The sequence below is a fragment of the Pontibacter russatus genome, assembly GCF_009931655.1.
In the GTDB taxonomy this organism is placed as follows: domain Bacteria; phylum Bacteroidota; class Bacteroidia; order Cytophagales; family Hymenobacteraceae; genus Pontibacter; species Pontibacter russatus.
Genome location: NZ_CP047984.1, coordinates 3708085 through 3725374, shown reverse-complemented (window position 1 = coordinate 3725374; position 17290 = coordinate 3708085). Strand labels below are relative to the sequence as shown.

The following is a 17290-nucleotide window of genomic DNA, read 5'->3' as shown; positions in this document are numbered from 1 at the left end:
TCAATAGATAACTACTATATTTGATCCGAAATCCTCCAAAATTTTATATCATGAAGAAAGTACTTTTAATGGGCTCGTTGTGCCTGGCCTTAGGCATGGCCTCCTGCAAGACCTACTGCCCGGCCTACAACTACAGCAAAGTTGAGAAGACACCAGCCCAGGAAGTGAAAACAGCAGCGGCGCCTATGCAGGAAGCAGCTGCTGTTGCGAACAGCTAACCGCAGAGGAGATTTTACCTTACCATATAAAAAACCGGCATCCGGCCGGTTTTTTTGTTTGCCGCAGAATGAGCTGAGCCGCCGCCCACAGGCCGGGCGCATGCCATATATGATGCGCTTGTGCCGGGTGCTGCCCGCCCACCAGCACCAATAGCATGGCGTTACCACCTGATGGTGGTAACGCCATGCTATTGGCTCCGATTACATGATTAGCGCACGGCCTCAACAATAAGGTTTTTGGGACCTATATAGTCATAGCCATCTACAACAGAACTGCTACTCAGGCAGATGATCCCGTTGTCAGCATCCTTGAAGATCCGGTACGGGTATCCCTTCGTTCGAATGCTCCGGACATGGCTATAGTCTCTTTCAGCATACACTTCAATGGTTTTTGACCTTGTTCCCCCAAAGATTAACTGATTCTGCTCATCAAAATCAAATGTCGTAAACAAGTGATTCCCGCGTGGCAAGCTGGCTTCATAAACCAGTTGCTTGTTAAATATAGCCCCGGCGGAAGAGGTAATGTATTTGTCACCAGATGGAAATATTTCGAAGATAGCCGCATCTAAGGGATAGTCGCCATGGTACCTATCTGTTTTATGGTAAGAAATATTACCCGTGGAGCTGAAATTATAGTAATGCTGATCGGTAGGACCAATATCCAGCGTTATCTCGATCAGTTCAGTGTTTGATCCTGGGATCTTTTTCATCCTGGTCATATCCCAGTCTCCTGTTTCCGAAATCAGCCCTTTTGTTGCTCTACTGTATACTTTGAGTGGCCGGTTCGTCCAGGCTGCAGTAGATACGAAGAGGAGGCTGTTGTTCGCCACAACACAGGATGAGGCAAGCCCCACGTTTATCTGGTCTACTTTCTCGAGTGTTCTGGCATTGTAGACAAATACCCAGCCATCGTTCCGGGGCACGTACAACTCCTCCACACCATTGTGCACACCAAAATCGCTGTACCCAATGGTGGACTCGGTGTGTATGGTTTTCGTAATCTGATTACTTTCCAGATCGTAGATAGAAATCTTTCCTTCCCTTTCAAAAATGTACAGCTCCCTTCTTTCTCTGTTGAACTGAACGTCAAAAGGACTGACATTGAGCACTTTGATTTCCGGGCGCTTGTAAACAATGATGTTACTAGCTATTGGTTGCCCTGATGTTAACACCCCCACTACCTGGTATTCAACATATGGGGCATAAGGAACTGCTTTGTCAACAAACTTTACCTTTTTGGTATCACTTATAAAAGACAAATTCGTGCCTGCACCTGATGGGCTTTCCCTCCTGGTAACCTGATAAGCTCTTAAATCAGCATTTTCCAGAACAGTCCATGTCAGTGATACTGAATCTGCGGTAACCTGCAGGTCATCCAGTACAATTCTGTCGGTGTATGCTTTAGGAGCGTTGTCTTCTTCGCTGTCTTTCTTACATGCTACAAAACTTACTGTCAAGAGTAAGAGCAATATTATTTTCTTCATTTGAGAAAAATTGAATATAATTAAGTTTTTGCTGAATGCGGGCATACCCACTACCCATCTGACTCAAGTGGATAGAGATAGAAGTAGTGATTTCCGCTATAAATTTATAACAGTATATTCTAATATACTGAATTTAATATTATTAAATACAGTATATCACCTTTATCTTTTACAGCGAAAATGGGTGATTTGGCGATCAGAAAAAACTCGTTTTGAGTGTAGTAGCAGCGCGATTGTATGAGAAATAGCCGCCGACGGATTCTAATGGAGGGTATTTGCAGCTCAAAGGAAAAACTTCAGCTTGCTCAAAGGAAAAACCAAGCCTCAGGCCCTGTTGTTCAATATGAGTTGGGCCGCCTCCCACAGCCCGGGCGCCTGCCATATATGCGTTTGCGGCGGGTGCTGCCCGCCCACCAGCACTGCCCGCACGCCCACCCTGGCTGCGGCCTGCAGGTCGCGCTGCGAGTCGCCCACCAGCCACGACTGTGCCGGATCGATGGTATACTTTGCCATGGCCCGCTCCAGCATCAGGCTGTCGGGCTTGCGCGAGAGCGACTCGGAGAAGTCGGGGTGGCTGGGGGCGTAGTACATCGCGTCTATCAGCGCGCCGCAGACCTCCTGCAGCTTGCTGTGGCAGGCCAGCACATCGGCCCGCTCGTACCGCCCCTTGGCCACGCCCGCCTGGTTTGTCACCACTATCAGCAGATAGCCGTTCGCCTTCAGCAGCGCCAGGGCCTCCGGCACGCCAGGCAGCACCTCAAAGTCTTCCAACGTATAGGTATAGTCTCCGCGCTCGCGGTTCAGCACGCCGTCGCGGTCCAGGAAGACGCATTTTTGCTTTTGCATGGGTGTAGCAGCATCGGTACAGGCGCTAAAGTAGGGATTATTACGTTCAGGTCTAAGTGCAAAATACGGAACAGGATGTGCTGCTCCGCAGTAAAAGCAGAATAAGGCCCCTTGGCGGGAGTACAGACATGAGGTAGAGCTAAAGAAGAACATGAGAGTAGCAATAATAGGGGCAGGCATATCGGGGCTGGCGTTGGCGTACTACCTCCAGAAACTGGGCGTGCCCTATGATTTATTTGAGGCGGGCGCGCAGGTGGGCGGCAACATCCGGACGGTGAAAATGCACGAGTACCTGCTGGAGCTGGGCCCCAACGCGCTGCAAAACACGCCAGAGCTGGAGGAGCTGGTGCGGGAACTGAAACTGGAGCGGGAAGTGGTCCACGCCTCCCCCGAGAACGACCACCGCTACGTGCTGCGCGACGGCATATATAAACGGCTCCCCTCCTCGCCTTTCGCGCTCATGTCCGGTAATTTCTTCTCCTGGAAAACGAAGTACCGCATACTGAAGGAGAAAGACGTGCCGCCCGCCGACATCGACTATGAGACGGTGGAGCAGTTCTTCGAGCGCCGCTTCGGCCACGATGCGGCCCGGTACACCGTCAGCCCCTTCATGACCAGCCTATATGCCGGAGACCCAAAACAGCTGCTTGTGAAAAAAGCGCTGCCCCGGCTGAAGGAACTGGAGATGCGGTATGGCTCTGTGCTGAAGGGGTTGGCACAGCAGCGCGGAGGCTTTGCCAAACACAGGTCCTTTTCGTTTGCCAAAGGCATGCGCACCCTGCCCTACGCCATCGCCGACAAACTCATATCGCTGCACACCGAGCACCGCGTGGAGATGATAACCCGCAGCCAGGGCAAGTACGTGGTTTCCTGCGCCTCCTCCGGCGACTACGACACCGAGGAGTACGACCTGCTGGTGCTGGCGCTGCCCGCCCAACAGGCGGCGGAACTGCTGCATTATACGTTTCCGGGGCTTTCGGCGGCGCTGCAGAACATCAACTACCCACCCATGGCCGTGGTACACTCAGTATATAACCGCAAAGAGGTGACGGGCCAGCTGAACGGCTTCGGGGCGCTGCACCCGCAGGCAGAGGCTGCCTTTGCCTGCGGGTCTGTCTGGAGCAGCTCGCTCTTTGACGGCCGCTGCCGCCCGCACGAGGTGCTATTTACTACCTTCGTGGGCGGCGGCCAGGCACCTAAGAAAGCCCTGAAAGAACGGGAGCAACTGATGCGGCGGGTACACGAGGAGCTGGCCGCGCTGCACCTGATATCGGCCGACAAGCCGAACTTTCAGCATGTCCATCTCTGGAAGCACTCCCTGCCGCAATACGACATCTACATAGAGGACGCTCACCAGCTGGCGAAGGGCCTGGAGCCGGAAGGGCTTTTTATCGCCGCCAACTGGCAGGCGGGGGTGTCGGTGGCAAATTGCGTACACCACGCCAAAGAGCTGGCGCACAAAATTAATTTAAAGCGGCCTGGCCACCTCAATAGGTGATTGCCTATATTTGAGCTATGAAAGATTCGTTGGTGATTATCCCAACATATAACGAAAGGGAAAACATGGAGGCCATGATCCGGAAGGTGATGCAGCTGAGTCACCCGTTCGACCTGTTGGTGATTGACGACGGATCGCCGGACGGCACGGCCGCCATCGTGCGCGACCTGCAGCACGAGTTCCACGGCCGCCTGCACCTTGAGACCCGCCCGGGCAAGCTCGGCCTGGGCACGGCCTATATCCACGGCTTTAAGTACGCCCTGCACCGCGGCTACCAGTACATCTTCGAGATGGACGCCGACTTCTCGCACAACCCCGACGACCTGATGCGCCTGTATCACGCCTGCGCCGTGGACGGCTACGACTTGGCCATCGGCAGCCGCTATATACAGGGCGTGAACGTGGTGAACTGGCCGATGAGCCGCGTGCTGATGTCGTACTTCGCCAGCGCGTATGTGCGCATGGTCACCGGCATGCCCATCGCCGACACCACCGCCGGCTTCAAGTGCTACCGCCGCAAGGTGCTGGAAACCATCCGGCTGAACAAAATCCGCTTCGTGGGCTACGCCTTCCAGATCGAGATGAAGTTTATGGCCTACAAGTACGGCTTCAAGATAAAGGAGGTGCCCATCATCTTCACCGACCGCACCAGGGGCACGTCCAAAATGTCGTCGGGCATCTTCAAGGAGGCGGTGCTGGGCGTCATCCAGATGAAAATCAACAGCTACTTCCGCCACTTCGACCGCTACTAACTGAACCGGCAAGCCTGCCGGGGCTCTTTTATATATGGCGCGTGGGCTGCCCGAGGCTTCGGCCGGAATAGGCTTGGCAGGGACAGGTCGTGACCCGTCCGCGTGATGGCTGAAACATGAAACAGATGTGTCTGACGCGGTGATAACCTCCCATCCTCTTCATCTAATAAATCCTGTGAACCTTGATTCAGACAAATATGCATAAAGCACATCTGCTGTCGAAATAAAAAATCGTTACCATGCATCACTTTTATATATAAACCGCGTATATAAACACTGACTATATTATCATCAAATCATTTTAAACGCATTTTCATTAATAATTTATAAATTTTAAATTTTATTTGCATTCCTATAATTTATTTAGTTTCTTTGATTCGAAAAACAGTAAAACAATGAGAAGGCACGTCGCACAAATTCTATCCAATTGCTTTAAAGTTCCTCAGGCGGGACTCCGTTGGTAGTGCGTTGCGCATAGTTTTCGAACGAAACATACCGAAGAGGCCCCGCGAGTAGCGGGGCCTCTTTTCATTTACAGCCATATATGACCTGAGCGTAAAGCAGCAGAAATAATCTATTAAATGCCCATAACCATGAAAGCAAGTAGAACAACCATCAATGTAGCACCGCAGAGCAGCTTCCGCAACCCGGACGGCACGCTTGTGCTGATTGCTGGCCCGTGCAGCGCCGAAAGCGAGGAACAGATGCTGAAAACAGCCCGACAGCTGAAGACCGTCAAGGGGATATCGGTCTTCAGGGCAGGCATCTGGAAATCGCGCACGCGCCCCGACTCCTTTAAGGGAGTCGGCACGGAGGGACTACAGTGGCTGGAAATGGTGAAAAAGGAAACCGGCCTGCGCACCGCCTGCGAGGTGGCGAACGCCCAGCACGCCGAGCAGGCCCTGAAGCACAGCGTAGACATCCTGACCATCAGCGGCAGAGCCACCGTGAACCCCTTTGCCATGGAGGAGATTGCCGCGGCGCTGCAGGGCACCAACATACCGGTGCTCGTAAACAACCCGGTATACCCGAACCTGGAACTTTGGATAGGGGCGCTGGAGCGCCTGCAGCAGGCCGGGTTAATGGATATGGGGGCGATCAACAGGGGCTTCTCCACGGATGAGCAGTACCCATACCGCAACCACCCGCGCTGGGACCATATGCTGCAGTTGAAAGAGCTGTATCCGGAACTGCCGGTGCTGTGCGATGCCGCCCATATAGCGGGCCGCCGCAGCCTGTTGTACCCGGTGAGCCAGAAAGCGGTGGATCTGGGAGCGGATGGCCTGCTGTTTGAGGCGCATATAAACCCGCCCGCTGCCCTCAGCAGCCCGCAGCATCAGCTCTTGCCACAGGAGTTGGACTTGCTGGTGAATGCGGTGGCGTCTAAGGTGAAGCTGGCCGGCACGACCGAGTTGGTGGAGCAGCTCGATGAGTTGAGCCAGCAGATGGAGAGCCTCGATGACGAGTTGCTGGAGCTGTTGTTGCGCCGCACGGCCATGTCGAAGAAGATGAGCGAGCACCGGATGGGCGACGTGCAGCCGAACCGGCAGGCACAGCGCTGGCAGAAGCAGCTGAACGACTGGCTGCAGCACACCACCCCGAACGGAGCCGGTAAAAGTCTGGTGGCAGCGGTGCTGCAGGAGTTGCAGCAGCAGAACACCCGCAGCACCGGGCTGGGAGCATCGGCAGTAGCCTGAAAGCAGAAGCGCCTTTCACCTATATGAAAGGCGCTTCTGCTTTTTTTATATGCTATAAGATCAAGGACATAAGTATCAAGACACAAGACTCTTTCAATCATATGCCGCTTACTCTCAATAGTTTGTGGTATATTTTGCTTTGATTGGTAGTGCAAATTAATTCTGCCCGTGTACTTATGTATATATGGTATATGAGCCGCGCCGCTTTTATGGCTGCTTCAAAAGCCCCCTTGGCAGGATGCATCAGCGACCTGTTACTTTAAGCTTTTGATATATAAAACACACCCCGCCCTACCTCAATTGAAAATACATACACATGCGTCCTGGATCATTTTGAACTGGAATGGCTAAACCCTCGCCATAAACGGGTCGCTTTGCGAAGGGTTGCCGGTTTCCGCTCTCCCTGCGTACCGTCGCTCAAAAGCGGGGTTTCCCTGTACCCGGACAGAGAAATCATACCAGCCGAAGCTTGATGCAGTGTCAATCCGGACAAGCGCCTCTGCTGCGGCCGAGATGGCCTTTGTTATCAGGGGATTTCCGTAGGCGTGGTCTGTAATCTCAACCTTTAACTTTGCGTTGCCCCCGTTCACAACCTTCAATTCAAGAGCCCCGGACAGCTTAGAGGTCGCTTTTGTCTCCTTCCGTTGGTAGCCCACGTTCACCTCTACCGCCGGATCTTTCCCATTCCCGGCAAACTCCCTGAAAAAGCCATTTGGCCCATATACCCTGAGATGGTATTTCCCGTCCTCAAAATGCCCCAGCGGCCATTTTTCCTGAATGGTGCTCCCCGCTTCTGCAGCATAGGCCCAGGTTTTCACCGCCTCGAAGCGCATGTCTCCGTCTTTGTTGGCTTGCAGATATTTCCCCGGTGCATATACATTAAAAGGCGCTCCGGCTGCATTTTGCCCGAACACCTTGTTTGCCGCATGAAAGGTTATTTCAAACGATTTCCTGTCTTCGTTCAGCCTGCCATCCACATACAACTCGTAGGGCAGGGCACAGGATGGCCGGGTCCCTCTCTCCTGCTGCGGCAACAGCGGTGAGCCTGTGGGGCTGGCGTTTATCTGCTCCAACTCTTCTTTGCTTAGCTGCCTGTAGTCTGACGGCAGCTTTTTGAACCTGGCGCTGTGGATGCCTTTCACGAACGTATCCCGCTCCACAGGGGCAGGCAGTTTTATATCTTCGCCCTCGTAAGGCCTGAAAGCCGACGTCATATCGCCGGTCACGGTGCGGCGCCAGGTGCTGATGTTGGTTTCTGTGATGGCTTTCCCTGTTTTCTTGCTCAGGAATTTCTCCAGAAACTGTAGGGTGGATGTAATGTCACAAACCTCGGAATTCACCCAGCCGCCCCGCGTCCAGGGCGAGGCGATGACCATGGGCACACGGTAACCGAGGCCGACGGGGCTTTCGCGCATATTGCGCCTGTCCATGCCCTTGCGCCGCATCTCCTCTTCCAGCGACACATATTCATCGGCCGTGTCAATGCCCCCTGATACTTTGCCGCTGTCCGGGTCGTTTGGCTTTGGCGCAACAAAGGGAGGGGTATGATCAAAGTACCCGTCGTTTTCGTCGTAGGTCAGGATAAAAATGGTTTTCTTCCATACCTCGGGGTTCTGCGTCAGGATATCCAGCGCCTCGGAAACGTACCAGGCGCCGTACCAGGGGGCGCTCGGGTGGTCGGAGAAATTCTGCGGCGCTACCAGCCAGGACACGGTCGGCAGCTTGCCGCCAGCCACATCCTGGCGGAACTGGTGCAGCACGTCTCCCTTCGGCACTTTCGTGCTGTGCGCGGTGCCATTATCCCTGTAGGCCAGTGTTTCCGTTTGATGGTAATGGGGATCGGCGCTATTTGTTGCGAAGGCCTTCTCGTGCAGGCTTCGCTGCCGTGCTGACAGCTTTCCGAAGTTCTCCGGGCTCCAGGTTTCCAAGGCCGCCCTGACAGACGCCAACTCTTCCTTTTTTTGCTGTAGCTCCTCCTCTTTCGTGCCTGAAGGCGCTCCGTCTCGGGCCTCCAGTTCCGCTATCTCCCGGGGCAAGGCGGCCAGCCTTTTCTGCAGGTAGCTGTAGTGGGCTTTGCTGAAGCGCACGTTGTACTGCGCAAACCATTCCAGGTTATTGTCGGTGAAGTTGCCCAGCCAGGGGTCGTCCTCCCCGCTCAGCCCGGTCGGGATGCTCAGTTCATTCTGGTATACCTTCCAGGAGATATCGTTCTCTTCGAGCCGCTCCGGAAATGTTTTCCAGCTTACTTCCTTGTTGTAGGAAACATCTGAGTTCCGCACGTTGGCCATGTCGCCGGGCTTGTCCTTCAGTTTGCCGCTCCAGAGAAACATGCGGTTGGCCGTCGTGCCGGTAAGCGAGGAGCAGAAATGCTGGTCGCACACGGTAAAGGCATCTGCCAGCGCATAGTAAAAAGGGATGTCCTCGCGGGTGTAATACCCCAGGGTAAGCGGAATGTCTTTGTATTCGTCCTCCCCTGACCGTTTCGCCTCCAGCCACCGGTCGAACCTGCCCTTGTTGCGGGCGTCCACCTGGTTTTCCCAGGAATGGGGCAGGGAGTCCATCCAGGTGGCTTTTGTGTCTTTTATATCCATACGGAAGGGCGCAAACGTGCGGCCCTCCGCGTCCGACTGCAGCCACACCAGGTTCCTGTCCGGAAGTTGGATGGCACGCGGATCATGAAACCCCCTTACACCCCGGAGCGTGCCGAAGCAATGGTCGAAAGAGCGGTTCTCCTGCATGAGTATCACCACGTGCTCTGCATCGTAGAAGGTTGTTCCCTGCTCCGGATCGATGGCAAAGGCTTTCAGGACGGAGGCTGGCAGCGTGTCCCATATGCCCGCGCCTCCGGCCAGGAGCGCCGCCTTCTTTATAAAGTCTCTTCTGGTACTCATCCGAATTATAAATGCTGTTTATTGAGAAGTAAGCAACAAGGCGGCATATACAGCAGCTATGTCATACGCTGTTGATGGGTTAAAACAGGCACCAGGCGTTCACTAAAGCCGGCGCTGGTCTTTACGGCGGCGGCCCTATCTCTTCCAATTGCTTCTCATAGGGTCGGTTATTGGACGTTCCCGCTGTGCAAGCCATATAGCGTGTGCCCTCCCTAATACTAATCAAATCACAGGCAACAACCAATGCTTTTCCAACAAAAGTACCTGGAAAGCCCGATTAGCCAGAGAGCTTTTTGCGCTTTCTGGTATCAGCGCGAGTTGGACGGACTGCGTACTCCTTGATAAAGTCTGCCGTTCTCAATCATGGATAGGGTAAATACGATCAAGATTTCACTTCTGATTCCTTCACCCGTTTCCCATAAGCCATATATACCAGCAGCGCGACCCCGGGGATTACCAGCACCAGGAGGACGCGCGACGCGTTGGCGTAGAAGAGGATAGAACTCCGTAGCTTCAACCTGAACCATGCCGGCGGGGCTTCATCGGCGGGCGGGCTTTACATTGCGCCCATGGTATACATCTGCCGGAATATGGTGGCCGGGGTACACCCGCTCCAGAATACGGTAAAGTGTGGGGTCGTAGGCTTTCAAATCCTGCGGTGACTGCACGCGCGTCTCGCCGTCATAAAACTCATAATTCGACCAGAACCACCACTGGCTGCCTTCCGCCCAGTATTCCGCTACCGTGTTGATGGCATACTGGCCTTTGTACAACCCCTTCGCTTTGGCTGCCTGGTAGGCGGGTTCTATCTCCGCATATAGCGCCGGATCTGCCTGGCGCAACGCGCCCATGATATTGTGGCTGAACTCATGCACCAGAATGTTCTCCCCATAGTAACGCGTATCCGGATAGCCAAGTAGGTTCTCCTCCGCACAGGAAGTAACTGTGCCGCCCATCCCGCGTGCGCGCTTGTTCCAGTACTCCTTGTCGGTCATGCTGGCAATACCGCCAGGCTTGTCATAGTTTTCCCGCTCGTCCGGGGTTAGCCGCCTGTCCTCTTTGGTGGGTTTCTTCCAGTCGCTCCGCTCCGGCAGGTCCGTTTCCATCTCCGTCTCCGCCATCACCAGCACTCGCGCCCCGCGGTCAACCAACGCCTCCCGGATATCCATCCGCTTCATCAGCATATAATTCACGATGTCGCGCGCCATGAGCAGTGCGGTGTTGGGCACTTTCTCGGAAGAGGTAATGGGGATACCAAAGGCATCGGCATACTTCCTGTAAAACGGGTCCAGGTGCAGCGAATCTGGTGGCATGGTCACCATCACGTGCGCATAATCCGGCACCAACGCTTCTTTAGACTTGGGCTTACTCTCAGCAGGCTCTGCAGCCGCCGCTGGCTGGGAGATGGCAGTAGCCTGCGGCCCGGTGTTGGAGCAGGACAGCAGCAGGGCCACCAAAGGAATGTGGAGTACTTGTTTTAATTTCATATTGGGTCCCATTTAAACTGCCTGTTTGCGCCCGGCGCTCCTCCCAGTGTTCTCTATTGCTGATTTCGTGACCTGCCTCCTGGCGGGCAATGCTGCTTCAGGTAGTTCGTAAATAAAGTGGAAAGATGCTCCTTCGTGCCTTCCCCTTCCGATATGCTATGGGTGCGGTTCGGGTAAGGCATCACCTGGAACTGCTTGTTATGTTTTATCAGCTCGTTGATGAGCTGCTCCGCGTTGTTGTAATGCACGTTGTCATCGCCGGTGCCGTGGATATAGAGCAGGTTCCCCCGCAGGTTTTTGGCATATGTGATAGGCGAACCCTGCACGAAATCCTCCAGATTCTCCTGCGGCAGCCCCATATAGCGCTCCTGATAAATGTTGTCGTAGGTGAGCTGGTTTGCGACCGCCGCGATGGAGATGCCTGTTTTATATATGGCCGGGTGCTGGAACAGCAGGTTGAGCGTGGCAGAACCGCCGCCGCTCCACCCCCATACGGCCACCCGGCTGGAGTCTACATAAGGCAGCTTCAGAATTTCCTGCGCGGCCATGGCCTGGTCGTGTATGTTGAGCCTGCCTACTTTCCGGTAGATGCTCTTGCGCCACTCCCTTCCTTTCGGGGCAGGCGTTCCCCTGTTATCAACGGAAACATAGATATAGCCGTCTTCGGCCATGTTGCCTTTATACAGGCCATTGTTTCCTATTCCATACTGGTCCAGCACGGTCTGGCCTGCGGGCTCGGTATATACCTGAAAAACGATGGGATACTTCTTGTTAGGATCGAAAGGAACCGGCTTTACCATCCAGGCATCCATCTCCACTCCCTCACTGGTCTTCACTTTGAAAAACTCTAAGGAGGACGTTGACTTGTCTGCCTGCGCGACCGCCTGCGCGACGGCGCTGCTGCCATCCAAAGCCTTATGTCCCGGTAGCGACACCCACTCCGACGCTGGTTTTGTATAGTAGTTGGAGAAACCGTGGTAGGCAAATTTTGTATCGGGAGAGAGTGCGTAGGTGTGGGTACCGGCCTGCGTTACGGGCGACAGCCGTTCTGCCTTTCCCTTGCCGTTGAGGCGCACCCGGTAGAGGTATTGCTGCGTCGCATTGTCCGGCGAAGCCAGAAAGTATATATAGCCCGCTGCCTCATTAACGGCCACGATATCCATCACATCATAATTGCCCTTCGTGATGAGCGTCTCTTTCCTGCCGTCGCGGCTAATACGGTATAAATGCCGCCAGCCGTCTTTTTCACTTGCCCACAGAAACTCCTTGCCTCCGTTCAGCCAGTTCCAGCCACCAAACCGGTAATCGCTGTCCCAGGCAGGCTGAATGTCGATCCAGGCGGCGTCTTTCTCTGCATACACCTGCTTTGCCTGCCCGTTGGTGCTGTTACACAGGTACAATTTGCTCTCGTTCTGCTTGCGGTTGAGTTGCTGCAGGATCAACTCCTCTGCGTTTGCCGCCCATTCCATGCGGGGCACATAGTGTTGCTGCGGGTCGCCTGGCACCTCCATCCATTTTAGATTTGAGGTGGCCACGTCCACCACGCCAATTTTATAGGGAGAAGGCGCCTCACCCGCCACAGGATACTCCACGGGCATGACCGAAGGATAGATGGAATCGGTGTGGTTGATCAGCAGGTAATCCTTCACGTCGGTTGCATCTAGCTGCCAGAAAGCGATGGCCTTGCTGTCGGGGCTCCAGCGGAAGCCGTCGCGGCAGTAAAACTCCTCTTCGTAGGCCCAGTCGAACGTACCGTTGATGCGTTTCCTGGTGCCGTCTTTCGTCAGCTGTTTTACTTCTCTGCTCTCGAGGTTCTCCACATATATATTGTTCCCGCTCACGTACGCCACCTGCTTTCCGTCCGGAGAGAACTTGGCGAACATCAGGGAAGAGGCGGGCAGGTTTGCGCCAACCTGTTCCAGCGTTTGCTTCTGCAGATCATATACCCAGTAATCGCCTTTCGTATCGAGGCGCCACACTTTCACGGTGTTGGTATAGAGCAGCAGTTTCTGCTCATCCCCGGAAAAAGAAAAGCTTCGCAATTTTAACGGCTCCGACTTGCCTGCCGGCACTAATTTTTCCTTTGCCAGTATCACCTCCTGCTTCTGAGCCGGAAGCGTGCTTTTGACAATATTTCCCTCTTCCTGCTGCGCGAACGCGTTGCCTGCCTTCAGCCAAACAATTCCTCCGCCACTTTGCGCAGCGCCCGAATAGGAAAATAGCGCCAGTTGCAGCAAGAGCAGCAGGAGCAGCGCCGGTTTTCGTTTTTTTACAGACATCTTGGAAGTTAAAATCTATATATAAAGTTTACCTGCTTTTGACAGAGGTGGCTTTGCGGTTGTTTCCCGGTGCAGCTGGCTCCTTATAAAACTTCCAGCTGGCCTTGTAATTCTTTGGCAGCTTCTGGTCTGTCAGCATCGGGGCGCAAGACTTTTTATGTTATATAGTATTAATTTTTAAGGCGGATTATATATGTAGTAATCTTATGGATATAGTGCAAGTTGATTTTGTCCCTTTACTTATAGGCATTGATTCCTGATTATCACTGTGTCCCTTCCCGTTCCTCCAAGCTGTCATCTATCTCCATCGAACACAATGCTGAAAAGAATCAGTTGTACCTGTCCGGTGAGAAGGCATCCATCAGCACCGATGCTTTCCTGTTCATCAGCACTTCGGTCAGCAGCTTGCCTGTAGCCGGGGCCAGGCTGATGCCCATCATGCTGTGGCCGGTTCCGAAAAGCACGTTGCTCCAGCGCTCCGTGAAACCTATATAGGGCAGTCCGTCCGGCGAGCAGGGCCGCAGGCCGCTCCACACCTCCTTCTTCTCCGGGAAATCGCACGAAAAACCGCCGTAATATTTGGAGATGGAGTCGTGGATTCCTTTGACGCGGTTCAGGTTGATGGAGTCGCTGTCGTCCGTTATTTCCATGGTGCCTCCAAAGCGCACTTTGTTGCCAAAGGGTGTCACCGCCACCCGGGCCTCAGTTAAAATAGCCGGACGTTGGATAGCCGGGGTGTTGTCTGCCAGGAAGCTGTACCCTTTGCCGCCCAGCATCGGCATGCTGATTTTCAGCTTCCGGGCCACTTCCCCGGACCAGGAACCGGCCGCGACGACCACGTAATCCCCGGCATAGTCTCCTTTGTCTGTCACGACCGCTTTCACGGCCCTGCCGGAGAAGGCAAAATCGAGCACCTTGGCATTCGTCACAAACTTCACGCCCTTGCTTTTCAGGTGCTGTACCAGAAAGGCATTCAATTTGGCAGGGTTCAGATGGGCATCCCCAGGAAAGAACACGCCACCCAGCACGTCCATATCTGCGTATGGCTCCAGCTTCCGGACACCCTCCGGCGACAGCACTTCTGCCTCCAGCCCATGCTGGCGGGCAAGATGGGCAAACTCCACCTCCTCGTGCCCCGCCTCCTCTGATTTATAGAGCATCAGAAGTCCTTTCTCCTCCAAGCCCAGGTCAACGGAAGCATGCTGTTCCGCCAGCTGCATATATAAACACTTGCTGAGCAGACTCAGGTTCTTTAAATAAGGGATGCTGTACGCCACGTGCTTTTTCGTTGCCGCTTTGTAAAAAAGCAAACACCACTGCGCCAGGCGCAAGTCGAGCCTCGGGTGAATGTAAAAAGGGCTGGTGGAGGAGAACATCCACTTCAGCCCTTTTGTAATGATTCCCGGGGAGGCCAGCGGCACGATATGGCTGGGCACGATCATGCCGGCGTTGCCTATGGAGCAACTGTTAGACAAATCGCCTTTGTCCAGTATGGTGACCTCAAAGCCCTCCTCGGACAAATAATAAGCGGTAAAGAGGCCGATGATGCCGCCGCCAACTATCACAACGCTGCGCATATCATATCACTTGAAATCCGTGTACATAGGGGTCTTCGTCATCCAGGTAGATGGTGTTGAGGCCGGTGATCATGGCCCATCCTTCAATGCCGGGCAGTATCGCCGGCTTGCCTCCCACGCTGGTTTCGCCCTCAATGGTGCCTTTGAAGATGGAGCCTATATAGCTTTCGTGGATAAACTCCTGCCCCGGCTTCAGCAGGCCCTTTGTGTACCACTGGGCCATCCTTGCCGAGGTGCCGGTGCCGCAGGGCGAGCGGTCGATGGCTTTGTCGCCGTAGAAGACGGCGTTGCGTGCCGTGGAACCAGGCTGCAGGGTGTCGCCGGTCCAGAGGATGTGGGAAAGGCCTCTGATGGTTTCGTTCTCCGGATGCACAAACGAATACTTTTCATTCAGGCGGGCCCTGAGCACGCGGCTCCAGGAGATCAGCTTGTCTGCCGTGAATTCCTGCAGGCCGGGGAAGTGCTGCTGCGGGTCGATGATCGCGTAGAAGTTTCCGCCATAGGCTACATCCAGTGTCAGTTCACCTAAGTCCGGGCATTCGATGGTGAGGGCCTCGGCCTCCAGGTAAGAAGCCACATTCGTCAGCTTCACTGTCTTTATCTTTTTGCCTTCCTGCGTATAGGCTACTTTTACCAGGCCAGCGGGTGTCTCCAGGCGCAGCCGGCCTGGTGTTTTGGGCGTTATCAGACCTTCTTCCAGCGCAATCGTCACGGTGCCGATGGTGCCATGGCCGCACATGGGCAGGCAGCCGCTTGTCTCGATGTAGAGCACCGCGATATCGTTCGACGGGTCGTCGGGCGGATAGAGGATGCTGCCGGACATCATGTCGTGGCCGCGCGGCTCAAACATCAGGCCCTTTCTTATCCAGTCGAACTCCCGCAGGAAGTGCTGCCGCTTTTCGCTGATGTTGGCCCCCTGCAGCATGGGGCCGCCGCCTGCCACTAAGCGCACCGGGTTGCCGCAGGTGTGGGCATCGATGCAAAAGAAAGTCTTTCTTGCCATATATACGTTTTACCTGTAAACTGCCATGGGTTAGCTGCCCGTGTAGCGTGTGCGAAGACAGACAGGGGTATACCTGCCTGCCTTCGCTTTATCCGTTATTCGGCCGCCACCCTGTCCTTTTGAGATACCTGTTGCTTTTCCGGGATCTCCGGGAGCCGAGGCCTTGACTGGAGCGCCTTTTGGATGATAGCCAGCACCTGCTCGCGCTCCTCTCCCTCCAGCGGCAGGCGCGGCAGGCGTACCTGCTCGGTGCCCAGCCCCGTGTGTACCTCGGCCAGTTTGATGTTCTGCACCAACTTGGGATGCACGTCCAGTTCCAGCAGCGGGAAGAACCAGCGGTTGAGGTCCACCGCCTCGGCCAGCCGCCCTGCCTTCACCAACTCATATATGGCCACCGTCTCGGCAGGGAAAGCGCACACCAAACCGGCCACCCAGCCGTCGGCTCCGAGCACCAGGCTCTCTAGGGCGATGGTGTCTACCCCGCAAAGCAGGCGGAACCTGTCGCCGAACCGGTTACGCATCCGGGTGATGTTGCCTGCCTCCCGCGTCGACTCTTTCACCGCCTGAATGTTGTCGCACGCAGCCAGCTCCCCGAACATGTCCAGCGTCACCAGAATGCGGTAATCGATCGGGTTGTTGTAGATCATGATGGGAAGATCGGTGGAGGCAGCCACCGCCTTGAAGAAGGCCACCGTCTCGCGGGCATCGGCCTTGTAACGCATGGGCGGCAGCAGCATCAGTCCGCTGGCCCCGTCCCGGCGCGCCGCCGCTGCCGCTGCGATAGCGCCGGCTGTGGTTTGCTCCGCGATGTTGAGGATAACGGGCACCCGGCCAGCCGAGAAAGACACTGTTTCGCGCACCAGCACCGCCTTTTCCTCCTCGCTCAGCGTGCTCGCCTCGCCCAGCGTGCCCCCCAGGATGATGCCGTTTACGCCTGCCGCAAGCTGCGCTTCTACGTTCTTTAAAAAGGCCGCCATATTGAGCCTGTCGTCTTCGGTGAACTTAGTGGTCACCGCCGGGAATACTCCCTCCCATTTTACCGTCATAAAAACTAATCTTTAGCGTGATTGATAGTGATCTTCTATCAGAATAAAATTATGTTTGGTTGCATCTGTATATATACCTAAGCGCTAAGGCCGGGCACCATTCCCTGGGGTTTATCCCGGGGTTTATCCCGCGTTTCTGTTCGTACGCCCCCCTGAATGCTTAGGCAAGTAACCGCTAAAACACTTAAGAAGCCATCTGCATTCTAACCAATCCTGATACTATATTATCCTGCATGAAACCGATGTAGCGAATGGTCATGCCTGGCTGCTTCATAAGCGAAACACAGGGATTATCAGACATCTCCCTGCACCCAGCCATGCCGCTACCCGCAAGAGCCTGATGGCAGGACTGGTTCCGGTAGTCAAGGTTATATATGGAAGTCCTGAAAGCGTCGTGGCGGAAATTCCATGATTGCGGCTGGTGTACAGGATCAGTCGAGGTTGCAGTAACGCAGCGCTATGCCATTTATATATGCCATATAAGGTCGATCAGCCAGGTTATAAGCATGAGG

12 protein-coding genes are annotated in these 17290 nt (G+C 54.6%); 4 read left to right on the top strand and 8 right to left on the bottom strand.

From position 1 onward, the window contains the following. The first annotated feature begins 50 nt into the window (after positions 1-50). Complete coding sequence (locus GSQ62_RS15515; protein WP_161890350.1) at positions 51-218, top strand: hypothetical protein; 168 nt, start codon at positions 51-53, stop codon at positions 216-218. Between the two features lie 209 nt (positions 219-427). On the opposite strand, the gene GSQ62_RS15510 is transcribed toward GSQ62_RS15515, so the two are convergent. After that, a complete protein-coding gene (locus tag GSQ62_RS15510; protein ID WP_161890349.1) occupies positions 428-1702 on the bottom strand; it encodes a hypothetical protein in 1275 nt (424 codons plus the stop codon). A 324-nt stretch (positions 1703-2026) separates the two neighbouring features. Further along, positions 2027-2548, bottom strand: coding sequence for a D-glycero-alpha-D-manno-heptose-1,7-bisphosphate 7-phosphatase (locus tag GSQ62_RS15505; protein ID WP_161890348.1), 522 nt, complete (start codon positions 2546-2548; stop codon positions 2027-2029). 151 nt (positions 2549-2699) lie between these two features. Between GSQ62_RS15505 and hemG the strand changes: the two genes are divergently transcribed. The 3 genes from hemG to GSQ62_RS15490 all read left to right on the top strand — a co-directional run bounded on the left by hemG (position 2700) and on the right by GSQ62_RS15490 (position 6495). Then, positions 2700-4046 carry a protoporphyrinogen oxidase gene (gene hemG / locus GSQ62_RS15500; protein ID WP_161890347.1) on the top strand — a complete coding sequence of 449 codons (1347 nt, stop codon included), beginning with the start codon at positions 2700-2702 and terminating at the stop codon, positions 4044-4046. Positions 4047-4063: 17 nt separating this feature from the next. Continuing rightward, a complete protein-coding gene (locus GSQ62_RS15495) occupies positions 4064-4798 on the top strand; it encodes a polyprenol monophosphomannose synthase (protein ID WP_161890346.1) in 735 nt (244 codons plus the stop codon). A 593-nt stretch (positions 4799-5391) separates the two neighbouring features. Next, positions 5392-6495 (top strand): chorismate mutase, encoded by a 1104-nt coding sequence (locus GSQ62_RS15490; RefSeq protein ID WP_237586669.1) that lies wholly within the window; start codon positions 5392-5394, stop codon positions 6493-6495. Positions 6496-6842: 347 nt separating this feature from the next. On the opposite strand, the gene GSQ62_RS15485 is transcribed toward GSQ62_RS15490, so the two are convergent. The 6 genes from GSQ62_RS15485 to GSQ62_RS15460 all read right to left on the bottom strand — a co-directional run bounded on the left by GSQ62_RS15485 (position 6843) and on the right by GSQ62_RS15460 (position 16778). Next, entirely contained in the window at positions 6843-9386 is a 2544-nt protein-coding gene (locus tag GSQ62_RS15485) for a phosphocholine-specific phospholipase C (protein ID WP_161890345.1), read from the bottom strand. Positions 9387-9925: 539 nt separating this feature from the next. Continuing rightward, positions 9926-10873 (bottom strand): hypothetical protein, encoded by a 948-nt coding sequence (locus GSQ62_RS15480; RefSeq protein WP_202621790.1) that lies wholly within the window; start codon positions 10871-10873, stop codon positions 9926-9928. 53 nt (positions 10874-10926) lie between these two features. After that, positions 10927-13152, bottom strand: a complete 2226-nt coding sequence (locus GSQ62_RS15475) for a S9 family peptidase (RefSeq protein ID WP_161890343.1) — start codon at positions 13150-13152, stop codon at positions 10927-10929. Positions 13153-13481: 329 nt separating this feature from the next. Beyond that, a complete protein-coding gene (locus GSQ62_RS15470; RefSeq protein WP_161890342.1) occupies positions 13482-14729 on the bottom strand; it encodes an NAD(P)/FAD-dependent oxidoreductase in 1248 nt (415 codons plus the stop codon). A 1-nt stretch (position 14730) separates the two neighbouring features. Beyond that, the gene (locus GSQ62_RS15465) at positions 14731-15732 is read right to left on the bottom strand and encodes a 4-hydroxyproline epimerase (protein WP_161890341.1); all 1002 of its coding nucleotides are present in this window, start codon (positions 15730-15732) and stop codon (positions 14731-14733) included. 95 nt (positions 15733-15827) lie between these two features. Continuing rightward, positions 15828-16778, bottom strand: coding sequence for a dihydrodipicolinate synthase family protein (locus GSQ62_RS15460; RefSeq protein ID WP_161890340.1), 951 nt, complete (start codon positions 16776-16778; stop codon positions 15828-15830). Positions 16779-17290 lie beyond the last annotated feature (512 nt).

What these genes read in the sequence shown, in the direction of transcription:
- GSQ62_RS15515 (WP_161890350.1), top strand. Translation starts at nt 51, where the DNA reads ATGAAGAAAGTACTTTTAATGGGCTCGTTGTGCCTGGCCTTAGGCATG.
- GSQ62_RS15510 (WP_161890349.1), bottom strand. Translation starts at nt 1,702, where the DNA reads ATGAAGAAAATAATATTGCTCTTACTCTTGACAGTAAGTTTTGTAGCA.
- GSQ62_RS15505 (WP_161890348.1), bottom strand. Translation starts at nt 2,548, where the DNA reads ATGCAAAAGCAAAAATGCGTCTTCCTGGACCGCGACGGCGTGCTGAAC.
- hemG (WP_161890347.1), top strand. Translation starts at nt 2,700, where the DNA reads ATGAGAGTAGCAATAATAGGGGCAGGCATATCGGGGCTGGCGTTGGCG.
- GSQ62_RS15495 (WP_161890346.1), top strand. Translation starts at nt 4,064, where the DNA reads ATGAAAGATTCGTTGGTGATTATCCCAACATATAACGAAAGGGAAAAC.
- GSQ62_RS15490 (WP_237586669.1), top strand. Translation starts at nt 5,392, where the DNA reads ATGAAAGCAAGTAGAACAACCATCAATGTAGCACCGCAGAGCAGCTTC.
- GSQ62_RS15485 (WP_161890345.1), bottom strand. Translation starts at nt 9,386, where the DNA reads ATGAGTACCAGAAGAGACTTTATAAAGAAGGCGGCGCTCCTGGCCGGA.
- GSQ62_RS15480 (WP_202621790.1), bottom strand. Translation starts at nt 10,873, where the DNA reads ATGAAATTAAAACAAGTACTCCACATTCCTTTGGTGGCCCTGCTGCTG.
- GSQ62_RS15475 (WP_161890343.1), bottom strand. Translation starts at nt 13,152, where the DNA reads ATGTCTGTAAAAAAACGAAAACCGGCGCTGCTCCTGCTGCTCTTGCTG.
- GSQ62_RS15470 (WP_161890342.1), bottom strand. Translation starts at nt 14,729, where the DNA reads ATGCGCAGCGTTGTGATAGTTGGCGGCGGCATCATCGGCCTCTTTACC.
- GSQ62_RS15465 (WP_161890341.1), bottom strand. Translation starts at nt 15,732, where the DNA reads ATGGCAAGAAAGACTTTCTTTTGCATCGATGCCCACACCTGCGGCAAC.
- GSQ62_RS15460 (WP_161890340.1), bottom strand. Translation starts at nt 16,778, where the DNA reads ATGACGGTAAAATGGGAGGGAGTATTCCCGGCGGTGACCACTAAGTTC.